Source organism: Affinundibacterium amnicola (assembly GCF_014284275.1).
Classification (GTDB): Bacteria; Pseudomonadota; Gammaproteobacteria; order Burkholderiales; family Burkholderiaceae_D; genus Undibacterium; species Undibacterium amnicola.
Map to the genome: position 1 here is coordinate 225,667 of NZ_JACOFU010000007.1, position 23,308 is coordinate 248,974.

Genomic DNA, 23,308 nt, shown 5'->3' on the forward strand with positions numbered 1-23,308 from the left:
GGCGACACGCAAGTGCATGTCGCCTAATGCCCGAGACTTCCGAGTATTTTTTAACGGAAAAGTTGAGAGTTAGTCGCTTTTCTGCGCAAAAGCCTATCAATTACAAAAAAAAAGGCGACATAAACTGACGCTAGACTCATGCATCCGAAGTAATATCCTTGTTTACAAATGTCTTACTTAGTTGCATTATCACAAAGCATGTATTGATACCTCTTCTTTCCCTATAAAAACTATGTCAGCTGTCCCGCCGAATTCAGCATCACCTCCACCTGCATCAGGGCTAGCCCGTGCGTTGGCTCAGGCTAATTTACTAACGTCAGCGCAACTTGATGCGATACAAAAAAAAGTCCAGATAGAAAAAGGTAACTTTCTTGATGGCCTGCTACAAAACGGCGCAGTGAACGCTCGCGATCTGGCAACCTTCTGTTCGGAAACTTTTGGCTATCCTCAATTAGATTTAAGTGTGATTGATGAATCGATGCTGCCTGAAAAAGTCATCGATGCAAAAATGATGCAAGCTCAAAGAGTGATTCCTTTGGCAAAGAAAGGAAATAAGGTCTCAATCGGCATTTCCGATCCAACCAATACGATCGCCATTGATCAGATCAAGTTTCAAACAGGTTTAAGCGTTGATATCGTGATTGTTCAACACGATTTATTACAAAAACTCATCGAAAAGATCAGCAAAACTTCTGAGCAATCCATTACAGATTTGTCTGGTGATGAGTACGATATTGAGTTTAAAGAAGAAGATCTTAATTCTGGCGTTGCCGATGCCCAAGCAGCTGAGATTGACGATGCTCCGGTCGTCAAATTTCTACAAAAAATGCTCATCGATGCGATTAATATGGGCGCATCAGATCTTCACTTTGAGCCATTTGAAAAATTCTACAGAATTCGTTTCCGTGTCGATGGTGAGTTGCGTGAAATTGCACAACCGCCACTGGCAATCAAAGACAAGCTAGTATCCCGTATTAAAGTCATCTCCAAATTAGATATCTCTGAAAAACGCGTACCGCAAGATGGCCGTATGAAGCTGGTGCTTTCCGCAAGCAAAGCAATTGACTTTCGCGTAAGCACATTGCCAACTTTATTTGGCGAAAAAATTGTTATGCGTATTTTGGACGGCTCACAGGCGCAAATGGGTATTGATGCGCTTGGCTACGATCCAGATCAAAAAGAAATATTGATGGATGCAATCCAGCGCCCCTATGGCATGGTACTTGTAACAGGGCCAACTGGTTCAGGAAAAACGGTGTCGTTGTACACCTGCCTAAACGTCATCAATAAGCCTGGTATTAATATTTCAACTGCTGAAGATCCAGCTGAAATTAACTTACCAGGCGTTAATCAAGTCAACATCAATGACAAAGCGGGATTAACCTTCCCTGTGGCACTGAAATCTTTCTTGCGTCAAGATCCTGACATCATCATGGTCGGTGAGATTCGTGATCTAGAAACGGCAGACATTGCCATTAAGGCAGCACAAACAGGTCACATGGTATTTTCCACTTTACATACCAATGATGCACCTTCCACATTGACACGTTTAATGAACATGGGAGTGGCACCTTTTAACATTGCTTCCTCTGTAATTCTGATTACCGCACAACGCTTAACGCGCCGTCTTTGCACCTGTAAAAAACCAGTTGAAATTCTCGATGAAGTTTTATTGGCGGCTGGTTTTCTAGAGGAAGAACTTGATGGTACTTGGAAGCCCTATGGACCAGTCGGATGTGAACGATGTAATGGTGCAGGCTACAAAGGGCGAGTCGGCATTTATCAAATTATGCCAATCACCGAGGCTATTGAGAAAATTATTCTGGCTAACGGTACCGGACTTGAGATTCGCAAGCAATCGGAAGCGGAAGGAGTCAAAGGACTACGTCGCTCTGGGCTACAAAAAGTACGCCAAGGTCTAACGAGCTTAGAAGAAGTTCTTGGCTGTACTAACGAATAAAAATACTAGGGATCCAAGATGGCTACACCAGCAACCAAAAGTGCGAAACCTTCACAAATCAAAGAAAACTTGTATTCTTGGGAGGGTAAAGACAGGCAGGGCAAAAATGTCAAGGGCGAACTGCGTGCTGGCGGGGAAGCCATTGTTAGCGCAACATTACGCCGACAAGGCATATTAGTAACCAAAGTCAAGAAAAAAAGTTATAGCTCAGGCAAGAAAATTACCGACAAAGACATTACTTTATTCACGAGACAACTCGCCACCATGATGAAAGCGGGCGTACCACTGCTGCAATCGTTTGATATTGTTGGTAAAGGTCATTCAAACCCTTCCGTCTCTAAGTTATTAATGGATATTCGAGCAGATATTGAAACCGGAACTAGCTTAAATCAGGCATTCCGTAAGTATCCCTTATATTTTGACCCTTTATTTTGTAACTTGGTGGGTGCTGGTGAACAAGCCGGTATTTTAGAAGACTTACTAACACGCTTGGCAATTTACAAAGAAAAAACTTTAGCAATTAAGGCAAAAATTAAATCTGCTCTAACTTATCCAATTGCCATTCTCTCAATTGCATTCATCGTCACTGCTGTGATTATGATTTGGGTTGTACCTGCTTTTAAAGATGTATTTAAAAGCTTCGGTGCTGATTTACCGGCACCTACACTGATTGTTATGGGAATGTCAGATTTTGTCGTTGCAAACTGGTATCTGATTTTTGGTGGCATTTTTGGTGCACTCTATTTCTTCTTTCAGTCATGGCAACGCTCGCTTGAAATGCAACGTTTCATGGATAGAATTTTGTTACAAGCCCCCATTTTTGGTGCGGTCATCCGTAAAGCGACAATTGCACGCTGGACTCGTACTCTGGCGACTATGTTCGCAGCGGGTGTTCCATTAGTTGAAGCTCTCGATTCAGTCGGTGGCGCATCTGGAAATGCCGTGTACCTTGACGCCACAATTAAAATTCAGACCGAAGTAACGACTGGTACCAGTCTGACAGTCGCCATGCAAAATGCTGGTGTGTTTCCTACCATGGTAACGCAGATGGTTGCAATCGGTGAAGAGTCAGGAGCATTAGATGGTATGTTAGGCAAAGTTGCCGACTTTTATGAGGAGGAGGTCGATGAAGCTGTCGCTAACCTTTCCTCATTGATGGAACCATTAATCATGGCAATCTTAGGTGTTATCATTGGCGGCTTGGTGGTTGCAATGTATTTACCAATTTTCAAGTTAGGTTCGGTGGTTTAATGGTCGAGTTATTTTTTTTTGCTGCGCCAGGAAATCTAGTTAGCACTGTCGGTTTTGCGGTACTGGGTTTATTAATTGGTAGTTTTCTCAATGTCGTGATTCATCGACTACCGATCATGATGCAAAGAGAATCGGAAAATTACGTCGCTATTGAATCAGGTAAAGAGCCTGTGCATACTGCAGCTTATAACCTGATCGTTCCACGCTCCGCTTGCCCGCATTGTCAGCATAAGATTAGTGCGCTGGAAAATATCCCTGTTATCAGCTACCTGATGATAGGTGGCAAATGTCGCGGATGCAAAGCGCCTATTTCAAAGCGCTATCCCATCATAGAAGCAATTACAGGCTTACTCAGTGGCTACATGGTCTGGCATTTCGGCAGCGGAATTGCTGGCATGGGAGCCGTAGCATTTGTCTGGTTCTTGATCGCAATGACTTTTATTGATGCCGATACACAACTCTTGCCAGACGATTTAACACTTCCACTAATGTGGGGTGGTCTATTGATTAACCTTTATGGCACTTTTGTCTCACTCGATAACGCAGTTATCGGTGCAATTGCTGGTTATCTATCTTTATGGTCAGTGTATTGGATCTTCAAACTCGTGACTGGCAAAGAAGGCATGGGCTACGGTGATTTTAAGTTACTAGCGGCTCTCGGTGCTTGGATGGGTTGGGCAATGCTACCGCTGATTATTTTATTGTCTTCGGCGGTTGGTGCAGTCATCGGCATTTCTATGATGGTGCTGGGAAAACTAGGGAAAGGCAAACCAATTCCTTTCGGCCCTTATCTGGCCATCGCTGGCCTGATTGCTTTATTGTGGGGTCACAGTATTAATAGCCAATATTTAGGCCTGCTTTCCTGAAATGTCAGCCGCTTCTAAAGCAATGCAGCTTACCTCAAGCAAATTCAGAGTTGGACTCACTGGGGGAATAGGCTGCGGCAAAACCACGGTCGCCAATTTTTTTGCCGAACTAGGTGTCAGCATCATTGATACGGATGTCATTGCGCATAGCTTGACTACACCGGGCGGTGCGGCAATCACGAGAATACAAGAAGAATTTGGTGTTGAATTCATTACGCATGATGGCGCAATGGACAGGCAAAAAATGCGCGACTTAGTATTTAAAAATCCTGATGCCAAGCAGCGTTTAGAAAAAATCCTTCACCCAAAGATTCGTTTGGCGTGTGAAGCCGCGGCTCAAGTAGCACAAGGAAGCTACGTAATCTTTGTCGTTCCTTTGTTAATTGAATCCGGCAATTGGTCGCAACGGGTACAAAAAATTTTGGTAATCGACTGTGAAGAAGAAACGCAAATTACCCGCGTTATGCAACGTAATCACTTCAATCGCCAACAGGTTTTAGATATCATGCACGCCCAAATCTCGCGCGCAGAACGCTTACAACATGCGGATGATGTCGTCAATTCAGAACAAGATTTAATGCAGGTCAAACAGCAAGTTGAAGTTCTGCATCAAAAATACCTAAAATTATGCGAACTAAGTTAAACAAACGCACGCAATGTTTGTAATTTTCTTCAGCTTGGTTCAGAATCACGTGAAACTAATTGCGCACCACATAAGCACCATATTTACAGGGAATTTATTTTGATTGTTTACGAATACCCTTTCAACGAGCGTATTCGCACGTTATTGCGGTTAGAAGACCTGTACGAAAAGTTTTCGTTTTTCTTGCACCAGTCCGATCCGCTGCAACATCACGTCGCGATTGCCACCATATTTGAGATGCTCGAAGTGGCAGGCCGCGCTGACTTAAAATCCGATTTATTACAAGAATTGGATAGACAGAAAAATACCTTAATCGGCTTTAAATCGAATCCGAACGTGCAAGCCGATATGCTCGATCAAGTCATCAATGACGTCGAACGTGCCAGTAGTAATTTGATGGGATCCACGGGTAAAACTGGGCAGCATATTCGAGACAATGAATGGTTGATGAGCATCCGTGGTCGCACCATTATTCCAGGCGGTGCCTGCGAATTTGATTTGCCGAGTTATCACGCTTGGAAAAAACTGCCTGCGGAAAAACGCTTCGCTGATATTTCCGCTTGGTTTGCACCAATTGCACCCTTGTTCGATGCGATTAATGTCGTTTTGCGACTGCTACGTGAATCTGGTGGCACCACCAAGGTGATTGCGCAAGCAGGTAGCTATCAGCAAATGCTACAAGGCAAAGTGTATCAACTCTTGCGGGTCTCGATTGCCCAAGGCATGGGTGCCATTCCTGAAATTTCAGCAAACAAATACATGCTGTGGATACGCATCATGTCGCAAGATGGCGATATGAAACCCAAACCTTACGAAGGTGATGTACCTTTCGATCTGACTCTCTGCAACTTCTGAACTACGTAACTTTTAATTTACTCAATTATGGCAACTGTCGTATCCTGCCCCACCTGCGCGGCGAAAGTCGTTTGGTCTCCTGAAAACGCGTTTCGCCCATTTTGCTCTGAACGTTGCAAGCAAATTGATCTGGGCGCTTGGGCCGAAGAGAAATATACGATTCCGGCAGTCAACCTACCAGAAGATCCTGAGAATCCAGATTTGGGCAATCTGAACTAAGTTTCATCGCATCTATTTTTTAGGAATCCCATGCTTGCGCAACTTTGCAGCAATCATGGAATGCGATGTGTCTAGCCGCGCAGCCAATTTTCTGCTCGATGGATATTCCTGATATAACTTATTGAGCAAAGCCGATTCAAATTGATTGACTGAAGCTTCCCAAGTCTCGGCTTCTTCGAAGACCACCGCTTCCGCCTGCATAGAATCTTCCGCCCAATCCAAATCGGCAGCATCTAGTACCCGTTGATCAGCCATCGTAATCGCACGGAACACCACATTCTGTAACTGCCGTACATTGCCCGGCCAACGATTATTGAGCATCGCCGTCGTTGCCGCCTGATTGAGGCGTGAAACGGGCTTTTGCGCTTGGGTGCATGCACGCTCAATGAAATGACGCGCTAGCAGCAAAATATCATCGGAACGTTCGCGCAATGGTGGCATTTCCAAATGCAAGACATTCAAACGATAAAACAAATCTTCACGAAAACTTCCCTCTTGCACCATCTTGCGTAGATTCCTGTGGGTCGCGCTAATGATGCGCACATCGACTTGAATTTCTTTGTCGCCGCCGATACGGCGGAATCTTCCATCGTTTAAAAATCGTAGCAACTTCGCTTGCAAATACAGCGACATCTCGCCGACTTCATCCAAGAATACCGTGCCGCCATCGGCCATTTCAAATAAACCAGGCTTACCACCACGATTTGCGCCCGTAAACGCGCCCGCCATATAGCCGAATAATTCACTCTCAGCCAGGCTCTCAGGCAAGGCAGCGCAATTCAATTCAAGAAATGGTGCGTTACTACGCGCACTAACACCGTGGCAAGCTTGTGCTAATAATTCTTTACCCGTTCCTGTTTCGCCAGTAATCAACAAGGGAGCATCCACCACGGCCACTCGCGCAGCACGTTTCTTTAATACCCGAATTTGTTCAGAATCACCGATGATGGCTTCAAAGCCGCCGATCTCAGCGCGTGAAATCGCATGCAAGCGCTCACCTATCCGTTTCGGTGCTGTCAATGTCAGCAGCGCTCCAACGGCTTTACCATCGCTCGCTGTGCCTGCTGATAGTGGCTCAAACACAGGCGTCACGTCCATCATAAAAGGCTCGCCATTCAACAGCACTTCACGGGTCGGCGCGCAGAATTCATTAGCAATTAATTCGTGTTGGATCGTGCTATCTTGCAGCACTTGATAGAGAGATTTTTGACAAAGTTCTTTTTCACTACAGCGCGCCACCTCGGCCGCAGCGGCATTCGCGATCACGATACGCCCAAGCGCATCAATCGCCAGCACCGGATCTTCCATCACCGCCATGATGGTGTCGAGATTGAGGCTACGACGCATGCCCGGCAAAATATCGACGACTTCAATCGTCCCAACTCCAGCGACCTGATCGCAATCGGCTTGCAGACTAGCCAGCATGCTTTGTTTTAATTCGGGGATATCGATGTAGATGTTGGGCGGATCGACTTCGACCGCCTGCACGTTCAAACCCTGACGTGCCAATACCGCGAGAATCTCGTGAGCGATACCGACTCGATCTTCAAAGGGAATATTGACACGCATTACTGGTCTCTCAAGTCTAAAAAATCATCTCATTTCAAACCCCTCAACGCCGAGGCGCTGAAGGGTTTTGATTTTGTATTAAATCGCAATCGGGCGATTCATGCTGCCATAGCGATCCATGTACAAACCCTCAGTCGAAATCGCTGGCTTCTTACCCGAAATTAAATCGGCGAGGAATTGACCAGAACCGCAAGACATCGTCCACCCCAAAGTTCCATGACCAGTATTTAAGAATAAATTACGATAAGGCGTTGGACCAACAATCGGTGTACCGTCCGGGGTCATAGGACGCAAACCAGTCCAGAACTCAGCTTTGCTGACATCGCCGCCCTGCGGAAATAAATCTGTCACCGAATGCACCAAAGTCTTACGACGTGATTCACGCAAGCGTAAGTCGTAACCGGTAATCTCAGCAGTACCACCAACGCGGATACGATCGCCCAAACGCGTGATCGCAACTTTGTAAGTTTCGTCCATCACCGTCGATTCTGGTGCGCCTGTCGCATCCGTAATCGGTACTGTGATCGAATAACCTTTAATAGGATACACAGGAATCTTGATGCCTAGTTCACGCAACAAAATTGGCGAATAGCTACCCAATGCCAACACAAATTTATCCGCAGTGAATTGGCCTTTGGAAGTTTGTACACTCTTGACTTGATCGCCTTCGGCAATGATGCGTTCTATGCTGACACCATATTCAAATTTCACGCCCAAGCCTTCTGCCAACTTCGCCAGATTCTGCGTGAATTTGAAGCAGTCACCGGTTTCATCGCCAGGCAAGCGCAAGGCTCCAACGAATTTTTCACGCACATTTTTTAACGCTGGTTCAACCCGCAAGCATTCTTCACCGCTCAGCGATTCATATGGCACGCCATAACGTTTAAGAATGTCGATATCGGCTTGTGAGCCATCGAGTTGCTGCTGATTACGGAACAGTTGCAAGGTTCCCTGAGTACGCTCATCGTAAGAAATGCCAGTATCTTCACGTAATTGCTGCAACACATCGCGACTGTACTGCGCCATACGCAACATACGACCTTTATTGATTTCGTAACGCTTCGTTGTACAGTTCATCAACATCTGAAACACCCAGCGCCACATCGCTGGATCGGTGCTTGGGCGAATTGCCAAAGGACTGTGTTCCATCATCAGCCATTTAATCGCTTTCATCGGCACGCCAGGGCCAGCCCACGGTGCGGAATAACCAGGAGAGACTTCGCCCGCATTCGCAAAACTCGTTTCCAATGCCGCGCCGCTTTGACGTTCAATCACGGTCACTTCATGTCCGGCCTTAGCAAGGTAATAGGCGGTGGAGGTTCCGATCACACCTGCTCCCAAAATGACTATTTTCATGTATATATTCCTGTATCAATTAATTGCGTGAATTCGGTAAGGGGATCAAGCGTCGATGTAGTGACGTTGGTAGCGTGGCCCCAAGCTGGTCAAAATTTCATAACCTATAGTGCCAGCGCGTTTTGCGACTTGATCAACGGTGTTGTTCGGGCAGATCAAATCCACCAAGGCACCGGGATATAAAAGTTGTGGATCAACGTGGCTAACATTCAAGGTAATCGTATCCATAGACACATTACCGACCATGGGCACTTCAATGCCAGCGATGTGCGCCACCCCACAATTACTCAAACTGCGCAACCAACCATCAGCGTAGCCGACCGAAACCGTTGCGATCTTTGACGGTTGGGTAGCGCGCCAAGTTTTGCTATAACCGACACTCGCGCCCATAGGAATTTCGCGTGTTTGAATAATCCGTCCTTGCAACTGCACCACAGAATGCATAGGGCTCGCCTGACCAGCTACTGGTGCGACACCGTATAAGGCAGCACCCGGGCGTGCCAAATCAAAATGAAAATCAGTGCCCAAAAAAATACCTGAGGAATTCGAAAAGCTGGCTTTTAAGCCCGGATACTGTTGCCGCAACTGTTTCAATAAATCTTGAAAGCCTTTTAGCTGCATTTGATTCATGGGATCAAGTTGATCCTCTGCACAGGCCAAATGACTCATGGCGTAACGGACCTCAATGCCTTCTGTGATACTGAAATCGCTCAACCAAGTGACTAACTCCGCATGCGACAAGCCCATGCGTGCCATCCCAGTATCGATCTGGATCACAGCGGGCAGATTTTCTTGACGTGCATGGGCTAACTTACGCCAAGCGGTGATTTGATCGAGACTGTTCAGAATAGGTGTACAAGCATAGTCAATGAACTCCGCTTCATAGCCAACTGGCGAACCATGCATGACATAGATGGCGACCTCGTGCGGAATGTGGGCGCGCAAGCTAATTGCTTCTTCCAATTGCGCCACAAACAAGTGACGACAACCTTCATCCACCAAAGCCTTAGAAACGGGAATCGCGCCCAAGCCATAAGCATCGGCTTTCACCGCCGCACCACATGCCGCTTTGCCCAAGCGCCCTTGTAGATACCGATAATTCGCACGCAGTGCGCGTAAATCGATCGTAAGTAGCGCCCCAGCGCGCCCTGCCTCTTGCAGCGGACTTTGCAACATAGTCACCTCGAAAAATCATCAATTGCTGTGAATTAGCAATTGCCATGCCAAGTTTTTTCATACGCAGCACAAGCTACGAAATCAAGGACTTAGCAAAACACATGATAATTTTAACAGAATAGACTGTATCGAAATAAATACAAGAAAAAAGAATTATATCCAGAAATCCTTGTTTTATATAAGAATATTTCTCAGTGCATAGAATGTATTAAATTTAATACGATGTATCACTTTTAATACAAACATCAAGATCCGGGAGACGGATTTTCACCGCTAACAAATTGAATCTCTTCGCGCTAGCATTAACGTTATAGCTCGATTTACAATCCTAAATATACATAAACTAAAGAACAATTAATTAACAAAAATGATGAACGCCAACAATGAGCAAAAAATTGATGCTCCCCAAAATATCAAATGGCCTTTCGCCCCCATCGCGGATGCGAATGCTGTTCAAGCTGACTATGGCGATTTGCTTGTCTTAACAACACTGGGGGAGTTATACGGACTAAATTTGGATACCGGTGTTCAAATAAAATTGTGCGAAGTCGCCTTACCAAAGATAGATCATTCAAATGACCATGAACATTTTGGTATTTCAAAATTTCGACTGCACTCATCCTTTGACGGCAAATACTCCGCAGTTGTTATTGACCACGGTCAGATTGGGATGCTCATAGAAACAAGTTGCGGGAGGATAATCACGCATCTCAATGGTGGCAACTACTGCGAAGAGACTGTGCCATTCAGTGCATGCTTTATTCATATCGAAGGGCAAGATTTACTAATCCATCGAACTGATTGGAATCGGCTCGATGTGACCGATCCAGTCAGTGGACAAATCATTACAAATCGATTGATAGCGCCTTATGATTCTCCAGAAAAAAGACCTGAACACTATCTCGACTACTTTCATGGAAAACTAATCCCTAGTCCTAACAACAATCAACTATTCGACGATGGTTGGGTCTGGCATCCATTGTCAGTTCCACGAACTTGGTCAATCAAGCAGTGGCTGACTACCTATCCTTGGGAAAGCGAAGATGGCGACTCAATAATCGATTTTCCGCTAGGCGACGATTGGAGTATTCCAGCATGTTGGATCGATGATCACCACATCGCAATGTGGGGAATCCCCATTTGGGATAAAGACGAGGAAATGGAAATGAGAGCAGGTTCGGGAATAGCGATTTATAGCCTTAGTAATTCGCAGGCAACAATCAAAAAAAGTATCCCCATACCAAACAAAAATAAATGCATTTACCTATTTTCAAATGGCAGACAACTCTATGCAGTGACGGATGCGGGAACGACTATATGGGACATCAATTCCGAACAACAAGTGTGTCAATTAGCCGATTTCATTCCACAAATTCACAACAAGCACAACGGCTTGCTTATTGCTTTTAATGCGAACTCGATCAGCACACTTTCCCTATCAACAATAAAATTTAATAGCGAAAACTAACGACCACCGGAAAAATGACTTGCAACTTTTTAGAGGAAAGCTGCTCCCTCCTAAGCACCCCACAAATCCCCGTTCGGATTCGTGCGTGGTGCGGTCAAACCAAAATGCTCATAAGCACTAGCCGTCGCAATACGCCCACGTGGTGTACGTTGTAGATAGCCTTGTTGAATCAGATATGGTTCCAACACGTCTTCAATGGTATCGCGCTCTTCGCCGATGGCTGCGGCGACATTATCCAAACCGACGGGGCCACCGCCAAACTTGAACAAAATCGCTTCAAGTAATTTTCTGTCCATCAAATCAAAACCAACGCCATCCACATCTAGCATCTTCAATGCTGCATCTGCCATGGGTTTGGTGATTTCTCCATTGCCTTTCACTTGTACATAATCACGCACACGGCGCAACAAACGATTAGCAATCCGTGGCGTGCCTCGTGCACGTTTGGCGATTTCAAATGCACCATCTTCTTTGATTGGAACTTCCAACAATGACGCCGAACGGGTCACGATACGACTTAATTCTTCTGCGGTGTAAAACTCCAGCCGCGCCACAATACCAAAACGATCACGCAAAGGATTGGTCAACATGCCTGCACGCGTAGTCGCGCCAACCAAAGTGAATGGCTGCAAATCCAGTTTAACTGAACGTGCGGCAGGTCCTTCACCGATCATGATGTCGATTTGGTAGTCTTCTAAAGCAGGATACAAAATCTCTTCGACCACAGGCGAGAGGCGATGAATTTCATCGATGAACAAAACATCGTTGGCTTCGAGATTGGTCAACAAAGCGGCCAAGTCACCCGCACGTTCTAAAACTGGCCCCGAAGTTTGGCGCAAATTCACACCCATTTCGCGTGCAATGATATGCGCCAAGGTTGTCTTACCCAAGCCCGGTGGACCAAATAACAATGTGTGATCGAGCGCTTCCTTGCGCTGGCGCGCCGCACCGATAAAGATCTCAAGCTGATCGCGGATTTTTTCTTGCCCCACATATTCATCAAGCTGCTTAGGGCGCAAGGCACGCTCTATCGCCTCTTCGTTCGGAGAACTGGGCGTCGTCGCGATAATGCGCGTATCAACGAGTTGCGAGGTGAGATTGTCGGTTTGTATGCTCATGTTTTTCTATTCGTGTTTAGCTCTTCGACAAGGCTTTCAAAGCGGCCTTGATGCCATCCGAAACACCTGATCCTGCCGGCACTAGTTTCAACGCTGCCAATGCTTCTTTATCAGAATAACCAAGCGCCAATAAGGCGTTCAAAATATCAGAACTATGATCTCCCGCAGCAGCCGCAACACCAGCAGATCCTAGGTCTGCGCCCAGCTTACCTTTGAGTTCCAATAACAAACGCTCTGCGGTTTTTTTACCGATACCGGGAACGCGCGTTAAGCGCCCGGCTTCTTGCAAGGTAATCGCCTGCGACAAATCAGCAACCGACATACCAGATAAGATAGACAAAGCCGTACGTGCACCGACGCCGCTAATTTTGATTAACTGCTTGAATGTCGTACGCTCTTCAGCAGAACCAAAACCAAACAAGACATGCGCATCTTCACGGATCGCCAAATGTGTCAGCAAAGCCACTTTTTCACCTAGTGCAGGCAAATTATAAAATGTACTCATAGGGACATCGATTTCGTAACCGACGCCTTGGCAATCGACCATGATTTGCGGCGGGTTCTTTTCGATCAGGGTTCCGGCGATACGACCTATCATGCTGTGCTTTCGTACTGTATAAATAAGCAGTGATAGTAAACTATTCTTGAAGTCTTGTGGTGGCGATGTTTTTGTTGAATTGTTGAATTGTTGGTTTCAAATCCTTCCACTGATTAGCTTAACTGAACGTTCACTGGTCGGGTGTGGCCCGACAGCCAATTACCTTTTTTGCTTCTCCAAAAAAGGTAATCCAAAAAAGGCGACCGTAGACTCGCCCCTTCGGGGTGCTTACGCTTCGCTTCAGCATAATTTGTGCATGTCAAAAAATGGGGCGTTGCGAAAACTCGCTTCGCTCAGACATTCGCAACCCTGATCCCATTTTCTGCCACGCACAAATTACATCGTCTCAAACGGGCGTAGGTCAAAAGCAAAGTCAAAAACAACGACCTACAACTGCTATTCGAGACATGAACGTCCGTCGGTACTGATTGTTTTGGTGTTGACTTTGTTTTTGACCTTGTTTTTGACTTTGTTTTTGTTTTTGACGCCGTTCCACTTCTGACACTGCCAATTGTGCGAGGCAGAAATGGGAAAAAGAGAGTCAGATGTTTGAGCGCAGCGAGTTTCTGACTCTCCCCATTTTTGCCTCGCGCAATTGGGAAGCCGAAGGCCAGTGGCAGCGTGGTCGCCTTCTTTTGCTTACTTTTCTTGGCGAAGCAAGAAAAGTGAGTGGCTGTCGGGCCACACCCGACCTGCTAACTCAAAATCGCATATAAAACTGAAGAGAACACAAAAGAAAAATACCCTCTTTTATGTGGACAAGGGCGTTCAATTTTTCTTTTTCACCACAACTATTCCGATATCAGGAACTGCTCCAAAGAAACCCTTATCTATAGCTAGGATAGATTGCTTAATTTTCAAATCACGCGGTGAGTGACAAACTAACAATTGAGATATTGCAAAGCATTCAACACCTGACGTATCACCAATTGTAGACTCAAAAAACTCATTTACATCCTTGGAAGACATCTCAATAACTGACTTTTCCACTGCATCTTCAGATTTATCATCTCGAACAATAGCAATTAATTTCCCTCTATTTCTCTCCACCACAAAAGTCCGTGAACTTTCTGTATCGATTTTGATTTCATACTTTCCGACCATCCAATCGGCAGCACCAACAGTTTTTTGAATGAAAAAAAACAGAACGAATATAAAAAAGATTCTCGTCATCTAATCTCCCATTAGAAACCAATTAAAAAACCGCTACCCAATCAACCTACCCGCCTTAACCCGCAATCCCTTCTTAGCCAACTCGGGCGCAATCGCACCTAAAGTCTTCAAAGTATCACCACTATGCGCATGACAAATAGCAACACCCAATGCATCGGCGGCGTCAGAGCTAGGCGTACCAGATAAACACAACAAACGTTGCACCATATCCTGCACTTGTTCTTTCTTCGCTTTACCGTGACCAACAACACCTTGCTTAACTTGCAGCGCAGTGTATTCAGCAACGTTTAACTCAGCTTGCACCAATGCGCAAATCGCCGCCCCGCGCGCCTGACCAAGTAATAGTGTGGATTGAGGATTGACGTTGACGAATACCTTCTCAATTGCAGCGCAATCAGGTTGATAGGTTTGGATGATTTCCGTAACGCCGGAGAGGATTGTTTTAAGGCGTTCAGGCAAAGTGCCCTCGACCGTTTTGATGGTACCTGAAGCGATGTAAGTGAGCTTACTGCCCTGCTTATGGATAACACCGAAACCTGTGGTGCGCAAGCCGGGATCGATGCCTAGGATTTTCATTGGTGTTTGTTTTCTGTGTATGAATTTGTTGCTAAATTATACGCAGGTCTTGTGCGTTCGCGTGTTGTACTTCTGATCCCTAATTACTTTTGTTGTCGCTCAACGAACGCCACTGGATTCCTGCCTTCGCAGGAATGACGGTTAACAAATGCAGGGCATGGCTTTAAATTTTTCAGCTTCGCTTCCCAACACAAAACTGCAAACAATAAACTATTTACCGTCGCTCCTGCGAAGGCAGGAGCCCAGTGTCGGCGGTTCAACGCTGATAAAAGCTGGGGCAAAACAGTCACTAGAAAATCGAATCATACAAATCATTCCAATAAGGATTCGTCGCCTCTATCAGATTAATCTTCTACTCTCGTTTCCATTTCTTAATTTGCTTTTCACGCACAATCGCGCCTTCGATAGAATCGCAGGCCTCAAACGAAACAAGTTTGTCCACGCCATACTTTTCAGTAAAGCTTGGTACAAACTTGTTTTTATGCTGAAAGACTCGCTGAATCAGATCACTTGTTACACCGCAATACAAGGTGCCATTACGATCACTCGCGAGAATATAGACGAACGCGATAGAGGAAAATAATGCGCCTGGAATTCAAGTATCGAGATGCAGTTCAAGGCGCAAAGCGGAGCAATACGTCGGTATTGCGAGCATTTGCAACGCTGAAATGCGCTCGATAATTGGATTCAAGGCGTATTATTTAATGACGGAAGTGACGCACACCTGTGTACAACATCACCACACCACGTTCATCCGCAGCATCAATCACTTCTTGATCGCGCATAGAACCACCCGGATGAATCACGCAAGTTGCGCCAGCATCGACCACAACATCGAGACCATCGCGGAATGGGAAGAATGCGTCAGACGCGACTGCGGAACCTTGCAAAGTCAAACCCGCGTTTTGTGCTTTGATTGAAGCGATACGTGCAGAATCGATACGGCTCATTTGACCTGCGCCTACACCTAAAGTCATACCATTGCCACAGAACACAATCGCATTCGATTTCACATATTTAGCGACGCGCCATGCGAACATCATGTCGGCCATTTGTTGCGGTGTCGGTTGCAATTTACTGACGACGCGTACATCGGCTGGCAAGACGTTTTTCGCGTCTGGTGCCTGAACTAACAAGCCCCCACCGACACGTTTTACATCGTATTGATTAACACCAGAACCCAAAGGAATTTCTAACAAACGCACGTTTTGTTTTGCAGCGAAAATTTGCTTGGCTTCTGCTGTGAACGACGGTGCGATCAAGACTTCAACGAATTGTTTTGCGACCGCTTCTGCTGCTGCGCCATCACATACGGTGTTGAAAGCGATAATGCCGCCGAAGGCTGAAGTTGGATCTGTTTGCAATGCTTTGCTATAGGCTTCCAATGCTGTCGCGCCAATTGCTACGCCGCATGGATTTGCATGTTTAACGATCACGCATGCGCCAGTGTCGAAAGATTTTACGCATTCCCAAGCTGCATCAGCATCCGCGATATTGTTGTAAGACAGCTCTTTACCTTGCAATTGCGTGTAGTTCGCCAATGCACCCGCGACTGGTGCCAGATCACGGTAGAAAGAAGCAGATTGATGTGGATTTTCACCGTAACGCATCTCTTGAACTTTTTCGAAATGCATATTCAAAGTTTGTGGATAGGCACTACGTGTTGTGTGTGCTTTGTCTTCGCCCAAACTCGTCAAATAATTGGTGATTGCGCCATCGTATTGTGCAGTGTGCGCAAACACTTTTTTCGCCAGCATGAATTTTGTGTCATACGATACGACGTTATTGCCCGTTTTCATTTCCGCCAAGACCGTTGCGTAATCAACAGGATCGCAAATCACCACCACGTCTTTATGATTTTTAGCTGATGAGCGCAACATAGTTGGACCGCCGATATCAATATTTTCAATCGCATCTTCCAATGAACATTCCGCTTTAGCGACTGTTGCTTGGAATGGATAGAGATTAACGACCACCATATCAATGGTTGGGATACCATGTTTTTCTAAAGCAGCCTGATGTTCAGGAAAATCGCGGCGCGCCAAAATCCCACCGTGTACTTTAGGATGCAAAGTCTTCACACGACCATCTAGCATCTCTGGGAAACCTGTGTAATCAGCGACTTCGGTGACTGGCAATCCATTGTCAGCTAAGAGTTTGGCAGTACCGCCCGTGGACAAAAGTTTGACGCCCATAGCATTGAGTTCGCGTGCAAATTCGAGAACACCAGTTTTGTCCGAGACGGACAGGAGAGCTTGTTTGATCATGATAGAGATAGGTAAATAAAATTAAAGAAGACCGTGTTGCTGCAGTTTTTTGCGCAAGGTATTGCGATTAATACCGAGCATGTCTGCAGCCTGAGATTGATTGCTATCGGTGCGTGTCATGACCATTTCTAACATCGGTTTTTCAACCGCTAACACCACCATATCGTAAATATTTGAAGCGGGTTGTTCACCTAAATCGCGGAAATATTTTTCCAGATTTTTATGGACGGCTTCTTGAATGCTTTCTTTGCTCATACTGAATTTTCTTCTTATTAATGAATTCCTCTTTTAAAAACCAAAGGGAATTCAAGGGTTAAACTAAATAAAACTTCCACCAAAATAGTGCGGACAAATCACACTAAATACCATTAGGAAAATGACTCAAGCAGCTAAGGCTTGGGATAATTCCGGAGTTAATTCAGCACTCGTATCTATCTCGGAGGGGCGGTATTGTAACCGTTCTGTCGGTCGACTATCAAAAAACATTTTGACCGCCGCCAATTGCTCCTCACAAGTTTCCAACTTATTCATTTGTTGACGAAAGGCTTCGCCATCAATTAAATCTTCCACATACCAACCTATGTGTTTGCGCGCAGTACGCACGCCCATGAACTCGCCATAAAATGCATAATGTTCGCGCAAATGACGATCGAGTAGCGCACTAACTTCCGACACCAAAGGCGCTGGCAAGTAAGTACCTGTTTTCAAATAATGCTCGATTTCACGAAATATCCACGGTCTGCCTTGTGCAGCACGTCCAACCATAATTGCATCGGCACCCGTCACTTCCAACACGTACTTAGCTTTCTCTGGCGTTGTAATGTCACCGTTGGCAACCACAGGAATTTTGACCAAGGCTTTGACGGCTGCAATCGTGTCGTATTCAGCTGCGCCTTTGTAGCCATCAGCACGCGTGCGTCCATGCAAGGTTAACATCGCGATGCCAGCGGACTCCGCAATACGCGCTATCTGTAATGCATTCTTATTCGCTCTATCCCAGCCCGTGCGGAATTTCAAAGTGACAGGCACATCGACGGCAGACACCACTGCATCCAGAATCTCGCCAACCAATTTTTCATCTTGCAGCAAAGCTGAACCGCACCAAGCATTACAGACTTTTTTTACCGGGCAACCCATATTAATGTCGATAATTTGTGCACCTTTATCGACATTGTATTTAGCACATTCAGCCAACATCTTAGGATCAGCTCCAGCGATCTGCACCGCTTTCGGTTCCATTTCACCTTCGTGATTGGTGCGACGCGTGGACTTTTCGGTTTCCCATAGTTTAGGATTCGATGCGGCCATCTCTGACACCGCATAACCCGCACCCAAGTCTTTGCACAATTGACGAAATGGTCTATCCGTCACACCAGCCATGGGCGCGACAAAAATATTATTCTTCAGCTGATAGGAGCCAATTCGCACGATGTTAAAACCTTGGGAGTGTGGGAGGAATTTCGAGGAAGCGCTATTCTACCTGAAAAACTGCCTAAATAATTAGCAAAACCCTTCGCTTTCACGAACAATATTTTTTAATTTAGAGCAGATTTTCAATAGACTTTTTTGTGTTTTGTTGCTCAATTGCCGTCACACATTGCGTGTGGCGAACTGGAACATCAACAGTGAATACAATTTAAGATTTCGCCAATTCTTTGGCAAGTAATTGATTTAATTCATCAAACGAAGGTTCGCCAACATAACGTTTGATAATATTCCCTTGTTTATCAATCACGAAAGTCGTTGGCGTTAATTTCACATCACCATAAGCCTTCGCAATCTTGTCTTGATGATCGAGAACGACATGAAATGGCAATTGTCTGGTTTCAGCAAAATTTAAAACATAATTAGGCGGATCATAACTCATCGCCACCGCAAAAAATTCCAGACCTTGTGCTCGAAATTTTTCATAGCTAGCAATCATTTGTGGCATCTCTTTTATGCAGGTGGCACAAGAGGTCGCCCAGAAATTCACCATATACACCTTGCCTTGCAAAGCTTGCTGGCTAATTTTAGTGCCTTGGATATTCGTAAAGTCGAGCTTGGGTGCTGCTTGCTTGTTGCTAAATGATTGATACGCAAATAGTGAAATCACCAATAACAACACAGCAAGGACTATGCCCATTTTAAATGTGCCTGTTTGTTCTTGTTGCGTGACTTGCGTTGCGTTCATGATTTACCAGTAATTGAAGTACGTCAATCGAATAAGGCGAAATTATACTTTGCTTCATGCAAACTCGCTGCAGGCAACAAGCTAAACAGCACTGAGCGAATTATGCTTGCAGCTGCTTCTTTTCTTGTGCATGGTTTGCCATCCAAATATCCGGAGCCGTTGGACGGGAATATAAAAATCCCTGCATAGAGTCACAGTTGTTCGTGATCAGATAACTTGCTTGCTCTTCGGTTTCAACTCCCTCTGCCACTACCTTTAGTCCGAACTGCTTCGCCATCGATAAAATAGAACCAACAATCGCCGTACCATTTGCGTCGCCAGGAACATCCTGCACAAAACTCTTGTCGATCTTTAATTCATAAAGCGGCAAGCGTTTCAAATAATTCAAACTAGAATAACCTGTTCCAAAATCGTCAATTGAAAAACGAATTCCTAAACCCGCCAACTTACTCATGCGAGAAATGGTTTCCTGTAAATTATCGATAAACAAACCCTCTGTCACTTCAAAAATTAAGTTTTCACCGCCCACACCTTGCGTTTCCAGTGCCGCGATGACTTTATCGACAAAGTCTTTCTGCCTGAACTGTTTGGGACTGACATTGATTGATAGTGGAAACTGATGCCCCTCACGACGCAAACGTTTCAAGATTGCGCACGCTTCCAACAGAACCCAGTCACCCATTTTGACAATTAATCCAGACTCTTCAGCTAGTGGAATAAACAATGCTGGCGAAACCATACCTCGCTCTTTACTATGCCATCGCATCAACAATTCAGCGCCAACAGCCTCTCCAAGATTGTTAACTTGCGCTTGCATTACCATTTGCAATTCGTGTTGCTCTAAAGCCTTCGCCAAGTCACGCTCTAAAGTGAGACGTTGCTCAACTTCGATTTGCATATCTCCTTCAAAGAACGCAATCTGATTACGTCCCGCAGATTTAGCCCGATACATAGCGGTATCCGACTCACGCATGAGATCATCTGCTTTTTGTCCTAATTTGGGCATCAGGCTTACACCGATGCTACAACTTGAATTGTAGATCTGTCCATTAATCACAAAATCTTGCGACAATGCATGGCGAATTTTTTCAGCGACAGTCAATGCAAGCTTGCCAGCAATTTCCATGTGCTGATCAAGACTATCCACCAACACCACAAATTCATCGCCACCAATGCGCGCGACAGTATCGACTTCACGCAGCAGCTGACTCAAACGATTAGCAACTTCTACCAAGAGCATATCGCCAGTCGCATGACCACGTGCGTCATTAATGGTTTTAAAATGATCTAAATCAATAAACAAAACAGCGCTAAAATTGCCCGTACGCTGTGCATTGGCGAGCTGTACGCTCATGCGATCTCGTAAGAGACGACGATTTGGCAGACCCGTCAACACATCAAAGAATGCCAGTCGATAAATATCTAATTCTGCTTTTTTTCTATCGGTAATGTCGCGCTCAATTGCGACGTAATGTGTACATTGACCTTGCTGATTATTGATAGGACGTATGTCAATTTCCAACCAAAATTCTTCTTTGGATTTTGTGTAGCTAATGATTTCTGATCGGATCGCATGGCGCGTACTCATCGCAGATCGGATACGATGAATTTCGTGAATATCCGAACTAGGTCCGTACAACATTTCTAAATTATTGCCGATCGCTTCGGCACGACTATATCCGGTACTTCGCTCAAAAGCCTTGTTCACAAACACCAGATGTGGACCATTGTCTTGCAAATTATTGTCCGTGATCATCACCATATCGTTCAGATTTTCAACCGCAGCTGAAATTAAACGAAGCTCTTCGTTGGCAATGCGCAAAGAGCTCTGCTCTTCTTGTAGGGACACACTAATCTGCATTTGCTTGCGCAACGATTCTTCAAGACGGCGTAACAAAACCGCACACGAAACAGTAATGACGGAGCTAATAAAGGTGAAATTGAGGGTAATAATAATCCACCGTAAAAACGGTTGATCATGATAACGATCAAATTGCAAATCAATATCAAATGCATAGCCTACCGAAATCAGGGTCACTGCATTTAACACCAACACAAAAACAGCTGACCGCAAACCCAATAATAGCGCGGCTAACACTGGAACCGCCATCAAATAAATCTGACTGACTGGGCCGACTTTGAATAAAAAGAAAACCCCAACGCCATACACAATGAGCAAAAAATTCCAACTTTTCGCGGTAAAACTCAATGCCCGCCAACGCCACAAAATTAGCAGCCAAGTAATCGCCAGCACATCAATAACAACGATAGAATAAAGGCGGTCACGAATCGCCATTAACACACTAGGGATTGCAGTCAATGTTCCTAATACCAGTGCAACAGACAAAATAGCATTGAGCATCTGATCGCGCCAGAATTGCAAATCCTTGGCGGGCAGACGTTGGGCGCGCAAAAAGCGGCGGAGAAATGGATGAACAATCTTCAATTATTGCCCCATAGATTCAGACCAAAAGTCATACCAGTTGCATCGAACAATTGTCATCGTTTTATGGTAATTCGATGCTATTCGCGTCAACATTGAATAATCAGGATTGCAAAACTTTAGGCTAGTAAGTGTTCTTTTATACGCTGTTTCTTTCTTGCTGAAAAGTATTTTTTTATAATTCAGATCGAAAGCAGACAGGAATCTTTATGGTAGCTCTGCACCTGTTGCTGCACGCCACAAATCAAACCACTGGTCGCGGGACAATTGACAATCGAGTGCTTGCACTGTCTCAACCAGCACTTTGACCCGACTCGAGCCAGTTAATACCATAGGCTGCGAGGGTAAATGCAAAATCCAAGCGATTGCAACGCAAGAAACACTCACACCAAGTTCCTCGGCTATGCCAGATAAGCAGGTCTGCAGTCGTTGCGACTGCGGTGTTTGATCACTAAACAAACGTCCACCTGCTAGCGCAGACCATACCATTGGAACAACACGAAGGCGCTGACAAAGATCAAAACTGCCATCGTAGATAGGTACCTGATGCAATAAAGAACACTCAACTTGATTCGTCACCAGAGGAAAACGCGACGCGAGCATTTCAAACTGCGCCGGAGAAAAGTTCGAAACGCCGAAGTAACTGACTTTGCCAGCTCGTTGCAATTGCGAAAATGCCTCAGCAATTTCATCGGCATTCATTAAAGGATCTGGCCGATGAATCAACAACAAATCAATTTTTTCGATCCGCATACTACGCAAAGAATTCTCTGCCGAAGCAATAATATGCGCAGCGCTTGTATTATAAATATGCGCTTGCTGATGAGGCCTTTGCGTCGATGGAAATTGTATTCCACACTTCGTCACGATCTGAAATCGGCTTCGCAATTCAGGCGCCAAAGCAAATGTTTCACCGAGCAAAAGTTCACTAGTGTAATCACCATAAATATCGGCTTGGTCTATCGTCGTAATCCCAAGATCTAAAGCTGCGTGCAAAAATTGCACACGTTCAGCGGGCGACATTTGCCAGGCAGACAAACGCCACAGTCCCAAAACAATGCGAGAAAATTCTGGCCCCTTTGGAGCAATTTGCAATCGTGTGGATATTGGCGACATAGGGCTAAGCTTTTCTTTTAATCAGATTGGTCAGTATCTCGCCCATTATCTTCGATTTTGTCGATCACGAGCAAAATCATCTAAAACATCTTCTTAAGAGTTAATTCATATTGGCTTTTTGATTTCTGACCAGAAGAAGTTCGATCTATACTCAAATGCACTGAAAAATCCTTAGATTTAAAGTATTTCGATTGTACAAAACGGTAATGAAAATTCGATGAAAAATCACCCGTAAGAGTCGATTTCATCACCACAGAAAGACGAGTTCAATGACTATTTTGTGCGTTCTATCTAATTGGACATTGGGGATTAATGCAAGAATTTTTCTTATGCGAGAATGAGCGCATGCACTAACTAGGGCGTGTTGACCTAATATTTGTGCATGCGAATGAGTCGAAATGGACACAGGGCTAGGCGTCAAGGCGCGCCGCAGTGCGAGCACTGTAAGCGACTTGCAACAACGCCATGTGTCCATTTCGGC

21 protein-coding genes are annotated in these 23,308 nt (G+C 45.2%); 7 read left to right on the forward strand and 14 right to left on the reverse strand.

Annotated elements, in window-relative coordinates; translation table 11 throughout:
- Positions 1-232: 232 nt before the first annotated feature.
- The 6 genes from pilB (at position 233) to H8K33_RS16275 (ending at position 5,794) form a co-directional block, all read left to right on the forward strand.
- The gene (pilB, locus tag H8K33_RS16250) at positions 233-1,960 is read left to right on the forward strand and encodes a type IV-A pilus assembly ATPase PilB (protein WP_186892098.1); all 1,728 of its coding nucleotides are present in this window, start codon (positions 233-235) and stop codon (positions 1,958-1,960) included.
- Between the two features lie 18 nt (positions 1,961-1,978).
- The gene (locus tag H8K33_RS16255; RefSeq protein ID WP_186892099.1) at positions 1,979-3,211 is read left to right on the forward strand and encodes a type II secretion system F family protein; all 1,233 of its coding nucleotides are present in this window, start codon (positions 1,979-1,981) and stop codon (positions 3,209-3,211) included.
- Positions 3,211-4,077 carry a prepilin peptidase gene (locus tag H8K33_RS16260; protein ID WP_186892100.1) on the forward strand — a complete coding sequence of 289 codons (867 nt, stop codon included), beginning with the start codon at positions 3,211-3,213 and terminating at the stop codon, positions 4,075-4,077. The genes H8K33_RS16255 and H8K33_RS16260 overlap by 1 nt, the downstream gene beginning before the upstream one ends.
- A gap of 1 nt (position 4,078) precedes the next feature.
- The gene (coaE, locus tag H8K33_RS16265; RefSeq protein ID WP_186892101.1) at positions 4,079-4,720 is read left to right on the forward strand and encodes a dephospho-CoA kinase; all 642 of its coding nucleotides are present in this window, start codon (positions 4,079-4,081) and stop codon (positions 4,718-4,720) included.
- Positions 4,721-4,819: 99 nt separating this feature from the next.
- A complete protein-coding gene (zapD, locus tag H8K33_RS16270; protein ID WP_186892102.1) occupies positions 4,820-5,575 on the forward strand; it encodes a cell division protein ZapD in 756 nt (251 codons plus the stop codon).
- 27 nt (positions 5,576-5,602) lie between these two features.
- Entirely contained in the window at positions 5,603-5,794 is a 192-nt protein-coding gene (locus H8K33_RS16275; protein ID WP_186892103.1) for a DNA gyrase inhibitor YacG, read from the forward strand.
- 12 nt (positions 5,795-5,806) lie between these two features.
- Here the strand turns inward: H8K33_RS16275 and H8K33_RS16280 are convergent, their stop codons facing one another.
- The 3 genes from H8K33_RS16280 to alr all read right to left on the reverse strand — a co-directional run bounded on the left by H8K33_RS16280 (position 5,807) and on the right by alr (position 9,895).
- The gene (locus H8K33_RS16280) at positions 5,807-7,363 is read right to left on the reverse strand and encodes a sigma-54-dependent transcriptional regulator (protein ID WP_186892104.1); all 1,557 of its coding nucleotides are present in this window, start codon (positions 7,361-7,363) and stop codon (positions 5,807-5,809) included.
- 78 nt (positions 7,364-7,441) lie between these two features.
- A complete protein-coding gene (locus H8K33_RS16285; RefSeq protein ID WP_186892105.1) occupies positions 7,442-8,719 on the reverse strand; it encodes a D-amino acid dehydrogenase in 1,278 nt (425 codons plus the stop codon).
- Positions 8,720-8,764: 45 nt separating this feature from the next.
- The gene (gene alr, locus H8K33_RS16290; protein WP_186892106.1) at positions 8,765-9,895 is read right to left on the reverse strand and encodes an alanine racemase; all 1,131 of its coding nucleotides are present in this window, start codon (positions 9,893-9,895) and stop codon (positions 8,765-8,767) included.
- Positions 9,896-10,262: 367 nt separating this feature from the next.
- On the opposite strand from alr, the gene H8K33_RS16295 reads away from it, so the two are divergent.
- Positions 10,263-11,363, forward strand: coding sequence for a hypothetical protein (locus tag H8K33_RS16295; RefSeq protein ID WP_186892107.1), 1,101 nt, complete (start codon positions 10,263-10,265; stop codon positions 11,361-11,363).
- Between the two features lie 50 nt (positions 11,364-11,413).
- Here the strand turns inward: H8K33_RS16295 and ruvB are convergent, their stop codons facing one another.
- From ruvB to H8K33_RS16350, 11 genes are all read right to left on the reverse strand, one after another.
- Positions 11,414-12,481: a Holliday junction branch migration DNA helicase RuvB gene (gene ruvB / locus H8K33_RS16300; RefSeq protein WP_186892108.1), complete on the reverse strand. Its 1,068-nt coding sequence runs from the start codon at positions 12,479-12,481 to the stop codon at positions 11,414-11,416.
- A gap of 16 nt (positions 12,482-12,497) precedes the next feature.
- Positions 12,498-13,079, reverse strand: coding sequence for a Holliday junction branch migration protein RuvA (ruvA, locus tag H8K33_RS16305; protein WP_186892109.1), 582 nt, complete (start codon positions 13,077-13,079; stop codon positions 12,498-12,500).
- Between the two features lie 768 nt (positions 13,080-13,847).
- On the reverse strand, positions 13,848-14,252 hold the full coding sequence (locus H8K33_RS16310; protein WP_186892110.1) for a hypothetical protein: 405 nt from the start codon (positions 14,250-14,252) through the stop codon (positions 13,848-13,850).
- A gap of 33 nt (positions 14,253-14,285) precedes the next feature.
- Entirely contained in the window at positions 14,286-14,828 is a 543-nt protein-coding gene (ruvC, locus tag H8K33_RS16315; protein ID WP_186892111.1) for a crossover junction endodeoxyribonuclease RuvC, read from the reverse strand.
- A gap of 352 nt (positions 14,829-15,180) precedes the next feature.
- Positions 15,181-15,357 (reverse strand): GIY-YIG nuclease family protein, encoded by a 177-nt coding sequence (locus H8K33_RS16320; protein WP_222613455.1) that lies wholly within the window; start codon positions 15,355-15,357, stop codon positions 15,181-15,183.
- 172 nt (positions 15,358-15,529) lie between these two features.
- Positions 15,530-17,095 carry a bifunctional phosphoribosylaminoimidazolecarboxamide formyltransferase/IMP cyclohydrolase gene (gene purH / locus H8K33_RS16325; protein WP_186892112.1) on the reverse strand — a complete coding sequence of 522 codons (1,566 nt, stop codon included), beginning with the start codon at positions 17,093-17,095 and terminating at the stop codon, positions 15,530-15,532.
- A 21-nt stretch (positions 17,096-17,116) separates the two neighbouring features.
- On the reverse strand, positions 17,117-17,350 hold the full coding sequence (locus H8K33_RS16330) for a helix-turn-helix domain-containing protein (RefSeq protein WP_186892113.1): 234 nt from the start codon (positions 17,348-17,350) through the stop codon (positions 17,117-17,119).
- A gap of 126 nt (positions 17,351-17,476) precedes the next feature.
- Positions 17,477-18,523, reverse strand: a complete 1,047-nt coding sequence (gene dusB / locus H8K33_RS16335; RefSeq protein WP_390319547.1) for a tRNA dihydrouridine synthase DusB — start codon at positions 18,521-18,523, stop codon at positions 17,477-17,479.
- A 208-nt stretch (positions 18,524-18,731) separates the two neighbouring features.
- A complete protein-coding gene (locus H8K33_RS16340) occupies positions 18,732-19,268 on the reverse strand; it encodes a TlpA family protein disulfide reductase (protein WP_186892114.1) in 537 nt (178 codons plus the stop codon).
- 100 nt (positions 19,269-19,368) lie between these two features.
- The gene (locus H8K33_RS16345) at positions 19,369-21,714 is read right to left on the reverse strand and encodes an EAL domain-containing protein (protein WP_246443676.1); all 2,346 of its coding nucleotides are present in this window, start codon (positions 21,712-21,714) and stop codon (positions 19,369-19,371) included.
- Between the two features lie 204 nt (positions 21,715-21,918).
- Positions 21,919-22,827 carry an aldo/keto reductase gene (locus H8K33_RS16350; protein ID WP_222613456.1) on the reverse strand — a complete coding sequence of 303 codons (909 nt, stop codon included), beginning with the start codon at positions 22,825-22,827 and terminating at the stop codon, positions 21,919-21,921.
- Positions 22,828-23,308 lie beyond the last annotated feature (481 nt).